The organism is Serratia sp. BIGb0234, assembly GCF_024809915.1.
In the GTDB taxonomy this organism is placed as follows: Bacteria; Pseudomonadota; Gammaproteobacteria; order Enterobacterales; family Enterobacteriaceae; genus Serratia; species Serratia liquefaciens.
The window spans coordinates 480,254-496,189 of sequence record NZ_JANUEI010000001.1; the positions used below are offsets into that span (position 1 = coordinate 480,254).

General features: G+C 54.2%; 15 protein-coding genes. 12 read left to right on the forward strand and 3 right to left on the reverse strand.

Annotated elements, in window-relative coordinates:
* Window positions 1–3: 3 nt before the first annotated feature.
* Window positions 4–630 carry a hypothetical protein gene (locus tag M2407_RS02490; RefSeq protein ID WP_116690887.1) on the reverse strand — a complete coding sequence of 209 codons (627 nt, stop codon included), beginning with the start codon at window positions 628–630 and terminating at the stop codon, window positions 4–6.
* 140 nt (window positions 631–770) lie between these two features.
* Here M2407_RS02490 and M2407_RS02495 point away from each other — a divergent pair, with 140 nt between their 5' ends.
* The 9 genes from M2407_RS02495 (at window position 771) to M2407_RS02535 (ending at window position 11,774) form a co-directional block, all read left to right on the forward strand.
* Complete coding sequence (locus M2407_RS02495) at window positions 771–1,442, forward strand: heavy metal response regulator transcription factor (RefSeq protein ID WP_259216673.1); 672 nt, start codon at window positions 771–773, stop codon at window positions 1,440–1,442.
* Window positions 1,439–2,863 carry a heavy metal sensor histidine kinase gene (locus M2407_RS02500; protein ID WP_259216674.1) on the forward strand — a complete coding sequence of 475 codons (1,425 nt, stop codon included), beginning with the start codon at window positions 1,439–1,441 and terminating at the stop codon, window positions 2,861–2,863. Before M2407_RS02495 ends, M2407_RS02500 begins: the two co-directional genes overlap by 4 nt.
* A 531-nt stretch (window positions 2,864–3,394) precedes the next feature.
* Complete coding sequence (locus M2407_RS02505; RefSeq protein WP_142815646.1) at window positions 3,395–4,234, forward strand: winged helix-turn-helix domain-containing protein; 840 nt, start codon at window positions 3,395–3,397, stop codon at window positions 4,232–4,234.
* Between the two features lie 205 nt (window positions 4,235–4,439).
* Window positions 4,440–5,069: a LuxR C-terminal-related transcriptional regulator gene (locus tag M2407_RS02510; protein WP_116690886.1), complete on the forward strand. Its 630-nt coding sequence runs from the start codon at window positions 4,440–4,442 to the stop codon at window positions 5,067–5,069.
* A 464-nt stretch (window positions 5,070–5,533) separates the two neighbouring features.
* The gene (locus M2407_RS02515; protein ID WP_020825939.1) at window positions 5,534–6,121 is read left to right on the forward strand and encodes a common pilus major fimbrillin subunit EcpA; all 588 of its coding nucleotides are present in this window, start codon (window positions 5,534–5,536) and stop codon (window positions 6,119–6,121) included.
* 79 nt (window positions 6,122–6,200) lie between these two features.
* Window positions 6,201–6,869 carry a hypothetical protein gene (locus M2407_RS02520; RefSeq protein WP_259216675.1) on the forward strand — a complete coding sequence of 223 codons (669 nt, stop codon included), beginning with the start codon at window positions 6,201–6,203 and terminating at the stop codon, window positions 6,867–6,869.
* Window positions 6,870–6,948: 79 nt separating this feature from the next.
* Window positions 6,949–9,474, forward strand: a complete 2,526-nt coding sequence (locus M2407_RS02525; protein ID WP_273854815.1) for a CS1-pili formation C-terminal domain-containing protein — start codon at window positions 6,949–6,951, stop codon at window positions 9,472–9,474.
* Window positions 9,464–11,098, forward strand: a complete 1,635-nt coding sequence (locus M2407_RS02530; protein ID WP_115059434.1) for a hypothetical protein — start codon at window positions 9,464–9,466, stop codon at window positions 11,096–11,098. Before M2407_RS02525 ends, M2407_RS02530 begins: the two co-directional genes overlap by 11 nt.
* On the forward strand, window positions 11,067–11,774 hold the full coding sequence (locus M2407_RS02535) for a fimbria/pilus periplasmic chaperone (RefSeq protein WP_048761595.1): 708 nt from the start codon (window positions 11,067–11,069) through the stop codon (window positions 11,772–11,774). The genes M2407_RS02530 and M2407_RS02535 overlap by 32 nt, the downstream gene beginning before the upstream one ends.
* A 7-nt stretch (window positions 11,775–11,781) precedes the next feature.
* Here M2407_RS02535 and M2407_RS02540 read toward each other — a convergent pair whose 3' ends face one another.
* Complete coding sequence (locus M2407_RS02540; protein WP_115059432.1) at window positions 11,782–13,248, reverse strand: HAMP domain-containing sensor histidine kinase; 1,467 nt, start codon at window positions 13,246–13,248, stop codon at window positions 11,782–11,784.
* Between the two features lie 3 nt (window positions 13,249–13,251).
* The gene (locus M2407_RS02545) at window positions 13,252–13,965 is read right to left on the reverse strand and encodes a response regulator transcription factor (protein ID WP_020825945.1); all 714 of its coding nucleotides are present in this window, start codon (window positions 13,963–13,965) and stop codon (window positions 13,252–13,254) included.
* Window positions 13,966–14,115: 150 nt separating this feature from the next.
* Between M2407_RS02545 and M2407_RS02550 the strand changes: the two genes are divergently transcribed.
* From M2407_RS02550 to M2407_RS02560, 3 genes are read left to right on the forward strand one after another with little or no spacing between them, the layout of a single operon-like run.
* Entirely contained in the window at window positions 14,116–14,727 is a 612-nt protein-coding gene (locus tag M2407_RS02550; RefSeq protein ID WP_259216676.1) for a cytochrome b/b6 domain-containing protein, read from the forward strand.
* 10 nt (window positions 14,728–14,737) lie between these two features.
* Complete coding sequence (locus M2407_RS02555) at window positions 14,738–15,526, forward strand: molybdopterin-dependent oxidoreductase (RefSeq protein WP_020825947.1); 789 nt, start codon at window positions 14,738–14,740, stop codon at window positions 15,524–15,526.
* A gap of 58 nt (window positions 15,527–15,584) precedes the next feature.
* Window positions 15,585–15,905: a pentapeptide MXKDX repeat protein gene (locus tag M2407_RS02560; RefSeq protein ID WP_142815641.1), complete on the forward strand. Its 321-nt coding sequence runs from the start codon at window positions 15,585–15,587 to the stop codon at window positions 15,903–15,905.
* Window positions 15,906–15,936 lie beyond the last annotated feature (31 nt).

Consider the following 15,936-nt stretch of genomic DNA (forward strand, 5'->3'; position numbering starts at 1 on the left):
GAATTACATCGGTGGAACGGTACCGTCTTTGCCGGCAGAAATGCGGGTAGCAACGCGTTCGCCCTTATCGTCCGTGGCGGAGAACAACACGATATGCGCGCCCGGTTTCAACAGGCTGCGGTCACCGGGATCCAAAGTGACGATCGGCACATCTTCCGGCACGTTAACGGTTTTCTGCTGGTTACCGTAGGTCACGGTCAGGGTGCGGCCGTTGGACTTCACCAGTTTGCCCACGGTGCCGTTGGTCATGGTGTCGACCTTACCGTCGGCGGATTCCCAGGCCGAGTGGCCTTCGCCGGTGCCACGCAGGCTGGCTGCGAACACGTGCACTTCCAACGCTTTCAAAGAGCCGTCCGGCTGCGGTACGGCAGCGGTGCCGATAAAGCTGTCCGGCTTGATATCATCCAGCGTGCCCTTCGACACGCTCAGCACTCGGGTCTGGTCATTGAGCTTGACGCTGACCTTTTCCCCTTTGCGATCGGTGACCTGCAGGCTGGTGTCGCTCACCTGATCGATAACGCCACGCAGCGGGGCAATCACCTTGCCTGGGGTTTGCGCTGCGGCGGCCACACCGCTGCACAGCATGAGAGTGGAAAGCAGTAAACCGGCAAAACGATGACGGGTAATCATAAAGTTCTCCTTTGTTTAGGTTGCCGGTTAAGCATGGTTGAACACCGGGGACAGCACCATGTCCGTTTGATGACATTAATGTCATCAAGAATGTCCGCCAGAACTGCTAGTATTTCCGCAAGAGTCATGAGGTGGCGATAATGCGAATACTGGTGGTTGAAGACGACATCAGCACGGGTGATTACCTGAAAAAGGGGCTGGGAGAGGCGGGGTACAGCGTCGATTTGGCACGTAACGGCACCGACGGCCTGTTTCGGGCACTGGAACACGGCTATGACGCTATCGTGCTGGACGTAATGTTGCCGGGGCTGGACGGCTGGCAGATTATTGAGGTACTTCGCAAGAAAAGTGATGTGCCCATTCTATTTCTGACCGCGCGAGATGGGGTGCAGGATCGCATTCATGGCCTTGAACTGGGTGCCGATGATTACCTGATTAAGCCCTTCTCCTTTACGGAACTGGTGTTGCGTCTGCGCACTTTGCTGCGGCGTGGCACGGTACGTGAAGCCGATCACTATGTGATAGCCGACTTGCAGCTCGACGTACTGCGCCGTAAAGCGGTGCGGCAGGAGCTGGTGATCGCGCTGACCAATAAAGAATTTATGTTGTTGCATCTTCTGGTACGACGTGAGGGGGAGGTGTTGTCACGCACCATGATCGCCTCCCAGGTTTGGGACATGAACTTTGACAGCGATACCAACGTGGTGGATGTCGCCATCAAGCGGCTGCGTGCCAAGATTGACCGGCCGTTCGAGGTCAAGCTGATCCACAGCGTGCGTGGTATCGGCTACGTTTGCGAACCGCGTTCATGAAGGCCGTGATCCAGCGTTGGCGCGTCTTGTCACTGACGTTGCGCAGCGCCATGTTGTTTGCGCTGGTGGCGGCTCTGGTGGTTAGCGGCGCGGGCGGCTACCTGTACGGTGCAATGCGTCAGGAGATGACTACCCGTAGCGATTTGCAGGTTATCGGCCGGGTGGAGTATTACCGCAATTTGCTGAGTCAGCGTTTTCCGTTGGAGCGTCTGACGGCGAATACCGGCCTGTTCGAAAATATGCTGGGTAACGAACAGGACGTGCTGATTTTTCAGCAGCCGGGGAAAAAACCGTTAATCAACGTGAATCCGGCGAGGTTGATCCTGCCACCGGTGATCCCGACGCCGGTCGGCACGCCGCAGCGCTTGAGCGCGGTTAAAGGCGGAATGACCGCTCAAGGAGTGCCATTGCGTGCCGCATCGGCACTGGTCAGGCTGGAGGACGGTAACCTGCTGCAAATCTCGGCTGCCCATGTGATGGTCAATGAGCAGAAGATGCTGGCGCGTTATCTCTGGCGGATCGTCGCCGCCGTCGCGGTGGCATTTATTCTGATTGCATTGCTGGGGTACTGGGTGATGCGCCGCGGGCTGCAGCCACTGTGGCGAATGGCGGCGCAGGCGGCGGTGATCACCCCGAACACGCTGTCGACTCGCCTGAGCGAGCACGGGGTACCGAAGGAATTGCAGCAACTGACCCGTTCGTTCAACGCCATGTTGGATCGCCTGAATGAAGGTTATCTGCGCCTGACGCAATTCTCCGCCGATTTGGCCCATGAAATCCGCACGCCGGTAGGGGCACTGATGGGGCACTGTCAGGTAGCGCTGTATCAGGCGCGCAGTGTGGAAGAGTATGAAACCTTGTTGTCGAACAACATGGAGGAGCTGGAGCGTATTTCCCGTATGGTGGAAAATATTCTATTTCTGGCGCGCGCCGGCGAAGGGCAAGCGGTGTTGAACCCTCAGCGGCTTGATGTGGCGCAAGAGCTGCAACGGGTGGCTGACTACTTCGAAGGTTTGGCGGAAGAACGCGGCATTACGTTGGTCTGCCAGGGAGAAGGGCAATGGATGGCGGATGCCATGCTGTTTCAGCGCGCATTGAGTAACCTGGTCTCCAACGCGGTACGCTATGCCGATGAAAACAGTCAGGTACAGCTGCAGGCTGTCAGTCAGGCCGATGGTGGGCTGGCGATACTGGTTATCAATCAGGGCCCGCCGATCTCCCCGGCGCATCTGAACAAATTGTTCGACCGCTTCTATCGTGCCGATGCCGCCCGCAGTTCCGGCAGCCATGCCAGCGGACTGGGGCTGGCGATCGTCCGTGCGATAATGACACTGCATGGCGGCACAGCGCACGCCCATTGTGTTGTCGAAGAAAATACTGCTCGCATCACCTTCAGCCTGATATTCCCCGCGCAAGAATAGCCTATTTCCCACGCCGGATTTGATTGGCTGGGGCGGCCAAATCCGTTTATCCGGCCTGGTCGAAACTATTTACTTTCATTTACCGCTGGGCTAACCCAATCACCTCCGGATCAAAAGATTAATTCTGACCAGAATTAGGGCAATGTTGCGGCCTAGGCCCGGTTTTTTGGCGGCGACCCCTTTTGGCAAAATTCACTCATCATTATGTTGTTATTAAAATTGCTTGCATTAAAGGAATGACGAGAATTTTCAGCTTAAAGGCGGTAATTTACAAAACAAAAAACTAACTTTAAGATCTTTTACATATAAATATATCAATGATGTGGATGTTTGTATAATCTTTGGTTATGGCATATGAGAAAATTCTTATATCAAAAATGATAAGGTGAGAAATATTTACTTTGTGGCGTTAATTGATTTTCAGAAGGGTCAGTGGCTAAGGTTGGCTAATTAACCTGATTAAATATTGCTTAATATTCTATTAACATTTAACGCCGGCTATAAATAATCCTAGAGTGAAACCTGTGAAAAATGAAATATAGAATTAATGACCACATCATTTTTGACGTGGATACGGGAACCATGAGCCTGACAGAGTTTCCTGACGATCCCATCTCTATTTCCAATCCGTCGAAGCGGTTACTGCTGCTATTGATTACGCATCATGGCGAGCCAGTGGGGCGGGAGGTAATATTCAAGAAGGTTTGGGATGATTATGGCATGGTGTCAGGCAACAATAATCTTAACCAATGTGTGAGTAAATTACGTCGGGTTATTAAAAATCTGGGCATTGAGGACGAGGTGATTGTCACCGTCCCCAAGGTCGGTTTTATGCTGCGATATGAAATTAGGGTGGAGTCTTGCGAAGGGCCGGAAGATCGTTTCGTAAATGGAGATATAAATTCCCCTCCACCGGCGCCGGTTCAAGCGGAAATCGCGCCTTCGTCAGGCTCTTCAGCCGCAGCCGAAGCGGTTTATACCGGGTATTCCCGGCGCTGGTGGGCGATAGTCAGCGTAGTGGCATTGGGGGTAATTATGCTGGCGGTTGGCATTACCACCTATCTCACCGGTTCGGTTTCCCGGCAAGAAATCTATCTGGGCAAAGTCAGCAGTTGTAAGGTGTTTATGTCGATGCCGGGCGCCTCAGCTGCCGTCAGTGCTGCTCTAAGTCGCGACATTCTGGCCTATGCGGGCCCGCAAACGGCAGAGTGCAGCGGTGACGAATTCCTGTTGGTAGTACGCAGCAATCAGGTACGTTCTTACATTTCGGGCATTTCTCGACTGTTTTTTCTGCGCTGTCGCATTTTACGCGAACATCGGGTAGAGATTTGCTCTGGGCTCGAAAGCGACAACGCCGCAATTCTTAATTAATCATCAATCGGTGTCAGGATGAACGCCACCCCGGGGGAAAGGAATATGCCACCAATCTTTATTGTCTTGATATTAAATACTTAATTTTCACCACCTGGTTAATAATGCAGCATTTATTCGATGCAAGCCTTATATTTTGCTCGCCGGCGCTGCCTTGCATTTCTGCGCCAACCGCTTTTGTAATACCTAATTATGGTAATAGATTATGAAAAATATCTCTTTCAGGGAGGACATTCTCTTTTTCGAACCCAACCCCTGGGTGAGAAAAGGATTACGGGCACTTATTGGAACCGAACCCATACACTACCAATTTGTGCACAGCATCAGGGCAGTGGAGGCAGGGTTAAAGGAGAATGAGAAACAAATCCTCATAATGGAGCTGTATAATGAAAGTGAGAGTTTGTATGATGTATTACATTTCATCCTGACGATAAAGGATATTTGGCCCAAGACGCCACTGATCATATTTACTGAAGTGACCAATGCCAGCATATTGACCATTCTGGCTGCTCAAACGCATTTATCCCTGGTGGCCAAAGACGATCCCTTGGATTGCCTGTATCAGGCCATTGACGCTGTCGGCACAGGGGTAAGTTACCGTAGTCCGGCGATTCAGGAAGCGTTGATATCCGCGGTAGAACCCTTGTCCCGTAGCGAATGGCAAATATTGGCGATGATGATCGCCGGCGCCAATCCGCGACATATCGCCAGTATTACCCATCGCAGTTGTAAAACGGTCAGTAGCCATAAGCTGAATATCATGCGTAAGCTGAGGCTTAATCAAGCAGGGTTTATGCGCCTGATTTTGGCCTTCAGGACTCAACACCCAGCCTAAAAATTCGCCGTCGGTTGTAATGGCACACGCCGCGCCGGCGGTTTAATACTTTCTCGTTCCAAGCGCTTATCCCTTTATTTCCTGCCAGCCACCCAGATGAATTGATCTGCATCAAATTAAACATCCTACAAAAATAAACCTGTCGCCCTTATTTATGCGCTGACGCAATAGTGCGTTTTATATACCGTTAACGTGGTTTTAGAGGGGATGAAAACAATAGGTGTTTTGTTCCCTGCAGCATCATTACATGGCCCTTTTAACTTACTGGAAGCAAAATAAACATTAAAGTAAGAATAAAAATCTAAATATTTGACCATTGGTAGTTAATGGTTCTTTTTTGATTTGATGCGGTTACTCTTTTCTCCGTCAAGCAGACTGGCTAAAAGCACTCATGCAAGTGACTGATTAAGGCACGTCAGGCTAATGGACGCACAATCATATTTAAAGTTGAAGGGAGTTTTACCATGAAGAAAATTACACTGGCTCTGGCAATCATTTCCGCCTTCGCTGCGGTCAGCACTGCTCAAGCCGCCGACGTTACCGCTCAGGCGCTGGCTACCTGGTCTGCTACCGCGAAGAAAGACACCACCAGCAAACTGGTTGTTACCCCAATCGGCAGCCTGTCTTTCAACTATGCGGAAGGTATCAAGGGTTTCAACAGCCAGAAAGGTCTGTTTGACGTGACCGTAGAAGGGGATGCCACTGCAACTGCCTTCAAACTGACTTCTAAACTGGTTTCAAACACCCTGACTCAGCTGGATACCTCTGGCTCAACCCTGAATGTCGGCGTGAACTACAACGGCGCAGCGGTAGAGAAAACGGCGGAAACCACCATGATCGACACCTCTGCCGGCATTTTGGGTGGCAACCTGAGCGCGTTATCCAACGCTTACAATCAGGCTGTCCGCACCAGCGCACAAGATCAGTTCACTTTCACCATTATTGGCGCCACCTCTGACGGTACCACTGCGGTCACCGATTTCAGCACCCTGCCGGAAGGTATCTGGAGCGGTGACGTGAGCGTGGAATTCAACGCCACCTGGACTGCGTAATCCCCGAGTTGCTGGTTTAGAGCAGGGGACAATCCCCTGCTTATTCCACCCCGCTGAAGAACGTCACTGGAATACCGTTATGAAACGACTCTCTCTCGCCACCTGCCTGTTGCTATCGCTGTCTCAACCTGTTTTCGCGCTCGACGTCGGTGAGATCAGCTCGTTCATGCACAGCGATAGCGCGCGTCTGAGTAAAGAAATCAAGAACACCACCGACAGCGGTCGTCTGGTGAATATCAAGATCGAGCGAATTTCCAGCCCGCTGGAGTCCGGCACGGTGCTCCCGATGGGCAGTAAAGATGAAATGTTGCTGTCGCCGGCCAGCCTGATATTACCGGCCAATGCCAGCGACGTGATCCGTTTCTATTACAAAGGCCCCAGCGACAACCAGGAACGGTATTACCGCATTGTCTGGTTCGATCAGGCGTTGAGCGATGTGGGGAAAAACTCGGCTAAACGCAACGCGGTTGCCACCACATCGGCACGTATCGGCACCATTTTGGTAGTGGCGCCACGGCAGGACCAATTCGACTATCAGTTTGCCGACGGCCAGATCAAAAACACCGGCAACGCCACCTTTAAGGTGGTGGCCTACGGTAATTGCCGCGACAAGAAAGAGGGGAATGACTGCAAGGAAAACTATTTCGTCATGCCAGGCAAGGCTCGAGCTTTCAGCAAGGTGGATGTTAGCGACAAGAAGGGTCGCGTTGCGCTGTGGCATGGCGACCAGTTTATCCCGGTGAAATAACGGACTGCGTAACCCACGGCAAAGCCTATACGGAATGGAACTCATAACAAGAATTCAAGGAGTGGATGTGAAAGGTGCGCTGGATGATGTGTTGTTGAAAACCCTGCTTGCCGCCGGCGCGCTTGTGCTTCCTGCCGTGCTGTTGCCGGGTCAGACGACGATGGCTGCCGGACTGACCCAGATTGATGGCGTTTTGATCCCCCAGACCTTCAGCCTGGCGTTGCGCGAAGGCATGAGCATCCCCCTGCTGTTGCACTTTGAAAAAAACAGCGGTGTAAAAGACGACCGCCGTATTGGCCATGCCTTTTTGTACCTCGAAAACGACCAACTAAAAATTCGCCAAATTACCCTGGAAGATGGCGACGAGGGGACACCGCTGACTGCGGAAACCATCAAACAGCTGCAGGCGCTGCAGGAGACCGCATTTGATCGGCAGCAGCGTATTGCGCTGACGCCCGACGCCTGGCTGGCGCTGGATTTCCGCCAGCTCAATTTACAGCTGGTGGTGAAAGCGTCCGCGATGGGAACCCTGCTCCGCGCGCGCTCCAGCGACATTGGCGCGTCGAGCGTCAATGCCGTCAGCAGCACGCTGGACTATAACCTTGGTATTTACGATAACCGCACCCGTGCCAGCGAGGGCAACACTTCCAGTTACCTGTCACTCAACAGCGTTACCGCTCTGCGCGAGCACCACGTGGAAGTGAACGGTTCGATTTACGGCATCGGCAGCGGCGACGAAAACGCTACGCTGTATAAGGCGATGTACGAGCGCGATTTTGCCGGCCGCCGCTTTGCCGCCGGTATGCTCGACAGCTGGAACCTGCAGTCGCTGGGACCGGTCACCACCATCAACTCCAGCAAGATCTACGGCCTGTCCTACGGTAACCGTGCCAACTCTACCGTTTTTGATAACAGCCAGTCGCTGACGCCGATCGTGGCATTTTTCCCATCGGCGGGGGAAGTGCACTTGTCGCGTGAAGGGCGGCTGCTCAGCGTACAAAGTTTTGCCATGGGTAACCATGAAGTGGATACCGGTAACTTGCCTTACGGCATTTATGACGTCGAAGTCGAAGTGGTGGTCAACGGCAAGGTGGTAGATAAGCGCATGCAGCGGGTGAACAAACTGTTCAGCCCCAATCGTGGTGCCAATGCGCCTCTGGCCTGGCAGTTTTGGGGCGGAATGATCCGTATGGACGACTGGCGCGGCGATAACCAACGTCAGCGACCGGCGAAAGATTCTTATCTGCTGGGTGCCTCTGCTACCGGCAACGTAAACAGGCTCAACTGGGCGCTGTCCGGCTATTCGTTTGACAGCAACGCGGTCGGTGAAAGCCGCATCAGCGTACCGCTCACCGAGTCGATTCAGTTCAACCTGCAGAACATGGCGGCCTCCGACAGCTCATGGAGCCTGGTTAACAGCGTCAGCGCAGCACTGCCTGGCGGTTTCAGCAGTTTGTGGATCAATCAGGAAAAAACCTCGATTGGCGACAAACTGCTGCAAAACGATGCATATAACCGTGCCATCGGCGGCACGATGAATTTTGGTGCGCTATGGTCGCCGTTGGGCAGTCTGAGTCTCAGTTACAACGACGATAAGAAGAACAACAGTCATTACTACAACGCCGATTATTATCAAAATGTGTTTACTGGCCGTTTTGGCACGCTGGGCGTACGCGCCGGCATACAGCGCTATAACAACGGTGGCTACAGCGCAAATACCGGTAAATATATTGCGCTGGACTTCTCTTTGCCGATGGGCAATTGGCTCAGCGCTGGAGTTTCCAATCAAAACGGCTATACCACGGCTAACCTGGCGGCGCGCAAGGATATTCAAAACGGGCCGATCCGCACCCTCGGCGCCAACCTGTCGCGGGCGATATCCGGCGACACTAACGGCGATAACAGCCTTAACGGCGGCGCATACGCGCGCTTTGATACCAAATATTCCGCCGGTACGGTCAACGTCAGCAGCTCCGCCGACGGTTACGTCAACTCAAGCCTGTCCGCCAGCGGCAGCGTGGGTTGGCAGGGGCGTGATATTGCGGTCAGCGGCCGAAGCGAAGGGAATGCGGGCATCATCTTTAATACCGGTATTGAAAACGACGGCATGCTGACCGCCCGGGTCGACGGACGGACGGTCAAGCTGACCGGCAATAAAAACTATGTGCCGTTGTCGCCGTACGGTCAGTACGAAGTGGAGTTGATGAACAATAAAAACTCGGCGGAAAGCTTCGATATCGTCACCAAACGCAAGAGCAAGCTGACGCTGTATCCGGGTAACGTGGCGGTGATCACGCCAGAAATCAAACAGATGGTGACGGTGTTTGGTCGCATCAAGGCTGAAGACGGCACGCTGCTGGCCAACGCCTATATCAAAAACCATATCGGGCGCACCCGCACCGATGACAAAGGCGAATTCATTATGGACGTCGATAAGAAATTCCCGGTTATCGACTTTACGCATAGCGGTAACCAGAGCTGCGAAGTGGATCTGGATCTGAGCAAGGCTCAGGGCGCCGTGTGGGTCGGTGACGTGGTCTGTACCGGGCTGAAAACCTATGCCGGCAACAATATGCAGGCAGGAGAAACGATCAATGAAGGCTAAAATTGCGCTGCTGCTTATGCTGTGGGTGGCCCTGCCGTTGCGTGCGGCGGTTACCGTTACCAACTGGCCAAACGCCGCGACCGTGAAGTTCGTGTTCGTTGAAAACAACGCCGACGACAACTTTTTCGTTACGCCGTCCGGGGTGCTGGATCCGCGCATGACCGGTGCGAATAAATGGACCGGCCTGAAATACGGCGGCTCCGGCACCATTTATCAGCAGAGCCTGGGCTATGTGGACAATGGTTATAACACCGGCCTGTCGGCGAACAACCGCTTTGACATGTGGCTGGAAAATGCCCCGATAAAAAATCCGTTCCTCGGCCTGCGCTGCATTAACTGGTATGCGGGCTGTAATATGGACACCAGCCTGATCCTGCCGCAAAGCACCGATGAAAAAGGGTTTTATGGTGCGGTGGTGACGCCGGGCGGCGCAAAATGGATGCACGGCATGATGTCGCCGAGTTTCTACCAATATTTGCAGCAGATGGCCCCCGGCGATGCATTCAGTATGCAGATTAACAGCTGCCAGACCTCGGCCACTTATGATGCCGGCGCTGGGGGACGGTGCCAGAACCAGGCCAGCGGTAATTGGTATAAACGCACCGTGACCCACAGCAAGGCCGCGCATCTGCGCTTTATCAACACCAACGCGGTATCGGAAGTGTTTGTTAACAGCGACGGCGTGCCGATCATCGGTGAGGGGAATGCCGACTGTAAAAACCAGACTATCGGTGCGCGCGCCGGCATCATGTGCAAAATGGTCAGCTACGATCTGCAGACCGATGGCAGCGTCAGCAATACCTCGATTCACGTGTTCCCGGCCATTAACCATGCGGCGCTGTCCTCGGCGGTTAACGCCGCCGACCTGCAGTTCAGTCTGAACGGCAACACCTGGAAAAACACTTCCGGTACCGGCAGCTATTACACCTTTAACGAGCTGAAAAGCAGCAATGCCATCTACGTCTTTTTCGCCAGCAACTTCTTTAAGCAGATGGTGAAGCTGGGGATCTCCGACAGTGGCACTCGCGACCTGATTAACTTCCGCTTCCAGAACACCACGTCGCCGGAGTCCGGCTGGTATGAGTTTTCCACCTCAAACCAGCTGATTATTAAACCGCGCGATTTCAGCATTAGCATTATTTCTGACGACTATGACAATACCCCTCATCGTGAAGGTTACGTTGGACCGGGTGAGCCACCACTGGAGTTTACTTATATTGTTACCACCAGTGGTAAAACCGCTGCTGATGAGGTGAGAGTCATGGCCACCGGCCCGACACAGGCCCTCAGCGGCAGAAGCTACTGCATTTTTTCCTCGGCGGATAACAGCACCAAAGTACCGTTCCCGGCGACGCTGAGCATCACTACCAGCACCAACGGGCAGCAGGATTATGACGCCGGTTGCGATGGGCAGTGGCATGACATGACGAATGCGTTATGGAGCAGTACGCCGTGGAATGACATTTCCGGCGAGGTAGGGGTGTTAAACAAAACACGGGTGAAATTCAGTATTCCGATGAATAACCCGATTTCACTGAGGACGATTGAAGGTAATGGTTGGTACGGCGACGTTAGCGCCGCTGGTGAGATCCATGTTGAAGCCACCTGGCGCAACATTAACTAGGGGAAAGGCTGTGAGAAGCTTGCTGCTCGGGCTATTGTGCCTGCCATTTTATGCCAGCGCGATTAACGTTGGCACCCTGACGTTCGCCATGGATCAGGACCAATCCTTCACCGCCAAGCGGGTGCTGAACAATAACCGCAGCGCGCGTATTTATCAGGTGACGCTGCGGGCCATTGATCGACCGGGTGATAGCGAAACGCGGAGCAAACCGGCCGATGGCGAACTGCTGTTTGCCCCTCGTCAACTCCAGCTGCAGGCGGGACAGAGCGAATATTACAAGTTCTTTTACCGCGGGCCGCAGGATAACCGCGAACGCTATTACCGGGTATCGTTCCGAGAAATTCCGACCCGCTTATTCGATCCCGCAGGGCAAAAGGCAACTGGCGTGACGCTGGAGCCAATCGTGGTAATGGACACCATTTTGGTGGTGCGGCCACGTCAGACCAATTTTGCCTATCGGCTTGATTCACAGCGCGGCACCGTCACCAATACCGGCAACACCTACTTCAAGCTGTTGATCAAGCCCGGTTGCGACAGTACCGATGAAGAAGGGGTAACCGAATACCTGCGTCCTGGCGATACTTTGACTCATGCCGGTATTCGCCAGAAAGGGCAGAAATTTATTATCTATAACGACAAATTTATCAGCATCGATAAAAGCTGCCTCAACGAATAATAACGCGCTAACGCAGCGGGATTGAGAAGCGGAAGCAGGCACCGCGTTGCGGTTGTTCGATCAGTTGGATATCGCTGTCGTGCAGCAACAAAATGCGCCGCACGATCATCAATCCCAGCCCGCTGGCGTGGCGACGCGCGCTGCTCAGAATAGAAGGGCGAACGAACAGATCGGCGCGCAGCTCCTGTGGGATACCGGGGCCACTGTCGTTAAGTTGAACCAGCACCTTGCCTGCCTGCTGCCAGAGACGCACTTCAATCTCGCCCCCCTGTGGCGTGTGGCGAATAGCGTTGTCCAGCAGGTTGGTCAACACGCGTTCAATCATGCTGACATCGGCGAACACCAATGGAATGCCCGGGGCGATATCAGCCAGCAGCCGTTGCTGGCGAGCCTCGGCTGCCAGCTCGAACTTCTGGAATACATCCTGCACCAGCTCACTGAGCGAGAACGGCTCTTTCTGCGGTTTCACCACGCCATACTCCAGCCGTGCCAGCTCGAACAGCTCCTGCGCCAGCCGACCGACCTTGCGGCTCTGCGCCAGCGCGATCTCCAGATAGCGTTGGCGATCGTTTTCACTCAGGCTGGCGGATTTTACCGACAGCGTTTCCAGGTAGCCGTGCAGCGAAGTCAGCGGGGTACGCAGGTCGTGCGAGATATTGGCGATAAACTCGCGGCGCTGTTGGTCCTGCTGTGAAAGCGACTGCCACTGTATGGCGATGCGTTGCGCCATGCTGTTGAAGGCTTGCTGCAGTCGGCTGACCTCGTCGCGTCCGGCGGCGTCGACCGGCAGCGCGGCATAGGCCTGTACCGCAGCGATGCCGCCGCTGTCCAGCTCGCTGACCTGACGCGTAAGACGACGGATTGGCCGGGTGACCCAATAGAACGCGAATCCGCCGGCCAACAGGCTGAACAGCACCATCAGGCCCGATGACCACAGCGCCATGGAAACCGCAGAGCTAAACAGCGCGTTGCTGGCCAGCGCGTCGTAGTCTTCGCCCAGCAGCACCACGTACAAATAGCCTTCAACCTGACCATTGACCTTCAGCGGTGCGGCGCTGAACACTTTTCTGGCATTCGGGTTGCGCGGGTCATCGCCGTAAACCGGCATGCTGGCGCCATCGAACAAGGCCTGCAACGGCAGCAGATCCACTTTCTGGCGTTTCAGGTGGCCGGCCGGCGCGGCGTTGCCAATGATATTGCCCTGTTTGTCGAGCAGGTAGACCTCAACGCTGGGGTTTACCGCCATCAGCTGATCGAACAGGCTGTGAACCGAGGGGGCGTTCAGCCCGTTTTGCCCCAACAGCGGGTTACTGTCGGCAATGTGCTGCGCCAGATTACCGGACAACCGCTGGATCACCGCCTGGCTGTACTGGGTACTGCTGCGCACCTGCATCCAGCCGGATATGGCGCAGCTGACCACCATCAGCAGTGCGAAGATCAGGGTCAGACGTTGCGTTAACGTAAGGTTTTTCATGATTCACTCTTGCGGCGCTGCCGCGAATTTGTAGCCCATACCCCACACGGTGAGGATGCGCTCGGGTTCCGCCGGGTTGCTTTCAATCTTGATGCGCAGCCGGTTGATGTGGGTATTCACGGTGTGCTCATAGCCTTCGTGCTGATATCCCCACACCTGGTTGAGCAGGCTCAAGCGGGAAAAGACCTTGCCGGGGTGTTTGGCAAAAAAATACAGCAGGTCGAATTCACGCGGCGTCAGGTCGATGGCTTGATGATTCAACAGTACTTCACGCGCAATCGGATCGATGGTCAAGCCGTCAAAGCTCAAGGTGCCGGCGTCCATTTTCAGGTTGCGGCTCATGGCTTCCTGACGGCGAAACAGTGCCTTAACCCTGGCCACCAGTTCCAGCATCGAAAAGGGTTTGGCGAGGTAGTCGTCGGCACCGAGTTCCAACCCCAGCACGCGATGTACCTCGCTGGATCGCGCGCTGGTGATGATGATCGGCGTGTAGCGCGTCATGTTGCGCGCGCGGCGGCAGATCTCCAACCCATCGATCCCCGGTAGCATCAAATCGAGGATCAATGCGTCCCAGCCGCCCTGTTCCAGCATCGCCATCCCCAGATTGCCATCGGCGGCATGGCTGATGTCATAACCTTCGTCGCGAAGATGTAACTGCAGCAGCTCCGCGATATTGCCGTCATCCTCGACGATTAAAATTTTCTTTGGCTTTTCCATTCTCTCACCGCTGATTGCCAGGCCTTAGTGAAGTCTACACAACCACCGGAGCCTGAGTTATCACATTTTATTTAACTTTGCGTGAGGTCTTGGGGAACAAATCGGACGGATACTCAGCCCATCGAAACCGCCACCGTCAGGAGATACGTCATGGCCATGTCCATTACGCCGGAGAAACCCGTACTGATCCACCCGCTGTGGCTGCGCCTGACGCATTGGCTGAATGCGTTGGCGATGCTGATCATGGTCACCAGCGGGTGGCGCATCTACAATGCTTCCCCGCTGTTCAACTTCAGTTTTATCAATGAGCTGACGCTAGGCGGTTGGTTGGGTGGGGCGCTCCAATGGCACTTCGCCGGCATGTGGCTGTTTGGGATCAACGGGTTGTGTTATCTGCTGATCAATCTGTTCAGCGGCCGTTTGAAACGCAAATTTTGGCCGCTCAGCCCAAAAGCCTTGTTGAGCGATCTGCTGGCGGTGCTGCGGGGCAAACTCGGTCATAGCGATTTGCGTCATTACAACATGGTGCAGCGAGCTGCTTATCTGTTTGTGATGGTGGCAGGCGTAGTGATGGTGATATCTGGCCTGGTGTTGTGGAAGTCGGTGCAATTTCCGCTGCTGCGCGAATTGCTCGGCGGCTATGAAGCGGCACGTTATATCCACTTTTACGCCATGTCGGCGCTGGTGGGGTTTGTAGTAGTGCACCTGGTCATGGTGGCGCTGGTACCACGCACGCTGTTGGCCATGCTGCGTGGACGTTAAGGAGAACCCGATGAAAACAGATAAACCCCTTATCAGCCTGAGTGAAGGCCGGGAGATTGTCAGGGAAGCACAGCAGTTGTTGGCGCGTCAGTTGACCTCCTCTTCACGCCGCCGTTTTCTGCGTAACGGGTTGACGCTGGGTGGCATTGCGATGCTCACCGGCTGTGACCTTAGCGACAACACCCATGTGGAACAGGCGTTGAGCCGTATCTCGCGCTTTAACGATCGGGTGCAGGGGTGGCTGTTTAACGCCGACCATTTGGCACCGGTGTATGCCGAGTCGCAGATTACTCGTCCGTTCCCGTTCAACGCGTTTTACGCCGAAGAAGAGGCGCCGGATATCAATGGCGAGGATTATCGGCTGGAGGTCAGTGGGTTAGTGCTGAATAAGCAGCCGTGGACCTTGCCGCAATTGCACAGCATGACGCAAATCAGCCAGGTGACGCGCCATATCTGCGTTGAAGGTTGGAGCGCCATCGGTAAGTGGGGGGGCGTACCCTTTGCGCAATTTCTGCAGGCGATTGGCGCGGACCTGAGCGCCAACTATGTCAGCTTCAAATGCGCCGACGACTACTACACCAGCATCGATATGGCCACGGCGCTGCATCCGCAAACCATTATGGCGCTGACTTACGATGGCCAGATCCTGCCGCGTAAATACGGCTATCCAATGAAGCTGCGCATGCCGACCAAGCTCGGCTACAAGAACCCGAAACATATTCAGGTCATAGAGATCACCAACCGCTTTCCCGGCGGCTACTGGGAAGATCAAGGTTACAACTGGTTTGGCGGCAGCTAACGACGGCCCCAACTATCCCCGGCACACAGGTGCTTTTTAAATGAGAAAAGGAAATACCATGAAAAAGTTATTCGCAGTAATGATGTGTAGCGCGTTGATGTTAGGTTCCCTCGGTGCCAATGCCGCCGACAGCATGGGCAAAGACGCGATGAAAAAAGACGGCATGAGCCAGATGTCGCACGAGGGTATGGCCAAAGACGGCATGAAAAAAGAGTGTATGGGCAAGGATTGCATGAAGAAAGACGGCATGGGCAAAGATGCCATGAAACATGATGGCATGAAGAAAGACAGCATGGGTAAAGATGCCATGAAGCATGACGGCATGAAGAAAGACAGTATGAGTAAAGACGCTATGCAAAAAGACGCTATGGGGCAGTAAGCCGCCGCGTCCCGCAGCCGGATGGACGCTG

Coding starts and splice junctions, on each gene's coding strand:
- M2407_RS02490 (WP_116690887.1), bottom strand. CDS start 630: ATGATTACCCGTCATCGTTTTGCCGGTTTACTGCTTTCCACTCTCATG.
- M2407_RS02495 (WP_259216673.1), top strand. CDS start 771: ATGCGAATACTGGTGGTTGAAGACGACATCAGCACGGGTGATTACCTG.
- M2407_RS02500 (WP_259216674.1), top strand. CDS start 1,439: ATGAAGGCCGTGATCCAGCGTTGGCGCGTCTTGTCACTGACGTTGCGC.
- M2407_RS02505 (WP_142815646.1), top strand. CDS start 3,395: ATGAAATATAGAATTAATGACCACATCATTTTTGACGTGGATACGGGA.
- M2407_RS02510 (WP_116690886.1), top strand. CDS start 4,440: ATGAAAAATATCTCTTTCAGGGAGGACATTCTCTTTTTCGAACCCAAC.
- M2407_RS02515 (WP_020825939.1), top strand. CDS start 5,534: ATGAAGAAAATTACACTGGCTCTGGCAATCATTTCCGCCTTCGCTGCG.
- M2407_RS02520 (WP_259216675.1), top strand. CDS start 6,201: ATGAAACGACTCTCTCTCGCCACCTGCCTGTTGCTATCGCTGTCTCAA.
- M2407_RS02530 (WP_115059434.1), top strand. CDS start 9,464: ATGAAGGCTAAAATTGCGCTGCTGCTTATGCTGTGGGTGGCCCTGCCG.
- M2407_RS02535 (WP_048761595.1), top strand. CDS start 11,067: ATGTTGAAGCCACCTGGCGCAACATTAACTAGGGGAAAGGCTGTGAGA.
- M2407_RS02540 (WP_115059432.1), bottom strand. CDS start 13,248: ATGAAAAACCTTACGTTAACGCAACGTCTGACCCTGATCTTCGCACTG.
- M2407_RS02545 (WP_020825945.1), bottom strand. CDS start 13,965: ATGGAAAAGCCAAAGAAAATTTTAATCGTCGAGGATGACGGCAATATC.
- M2407_RS02550 (WP_259216676.1), top strand. CDS start 14,116: ATGGCCATGTCCATTACGCCGGAGAAACCCGTACTGATCCACCCGCTG.
- M2407_RS02555 (WP_020825947.1), top strand. CDS start 14,738: ATGAAAACAGATAAACCCCTTATCAGCCTGAGTGAAGGCCGGGAGATT.
- M2407_RS02560 (WP_142815641.1), top strand. CDS start 15,585: ATGAAAAAGTTATTCGCAGTAATGATGTGTAGCGCGTTGATGTTAGGT.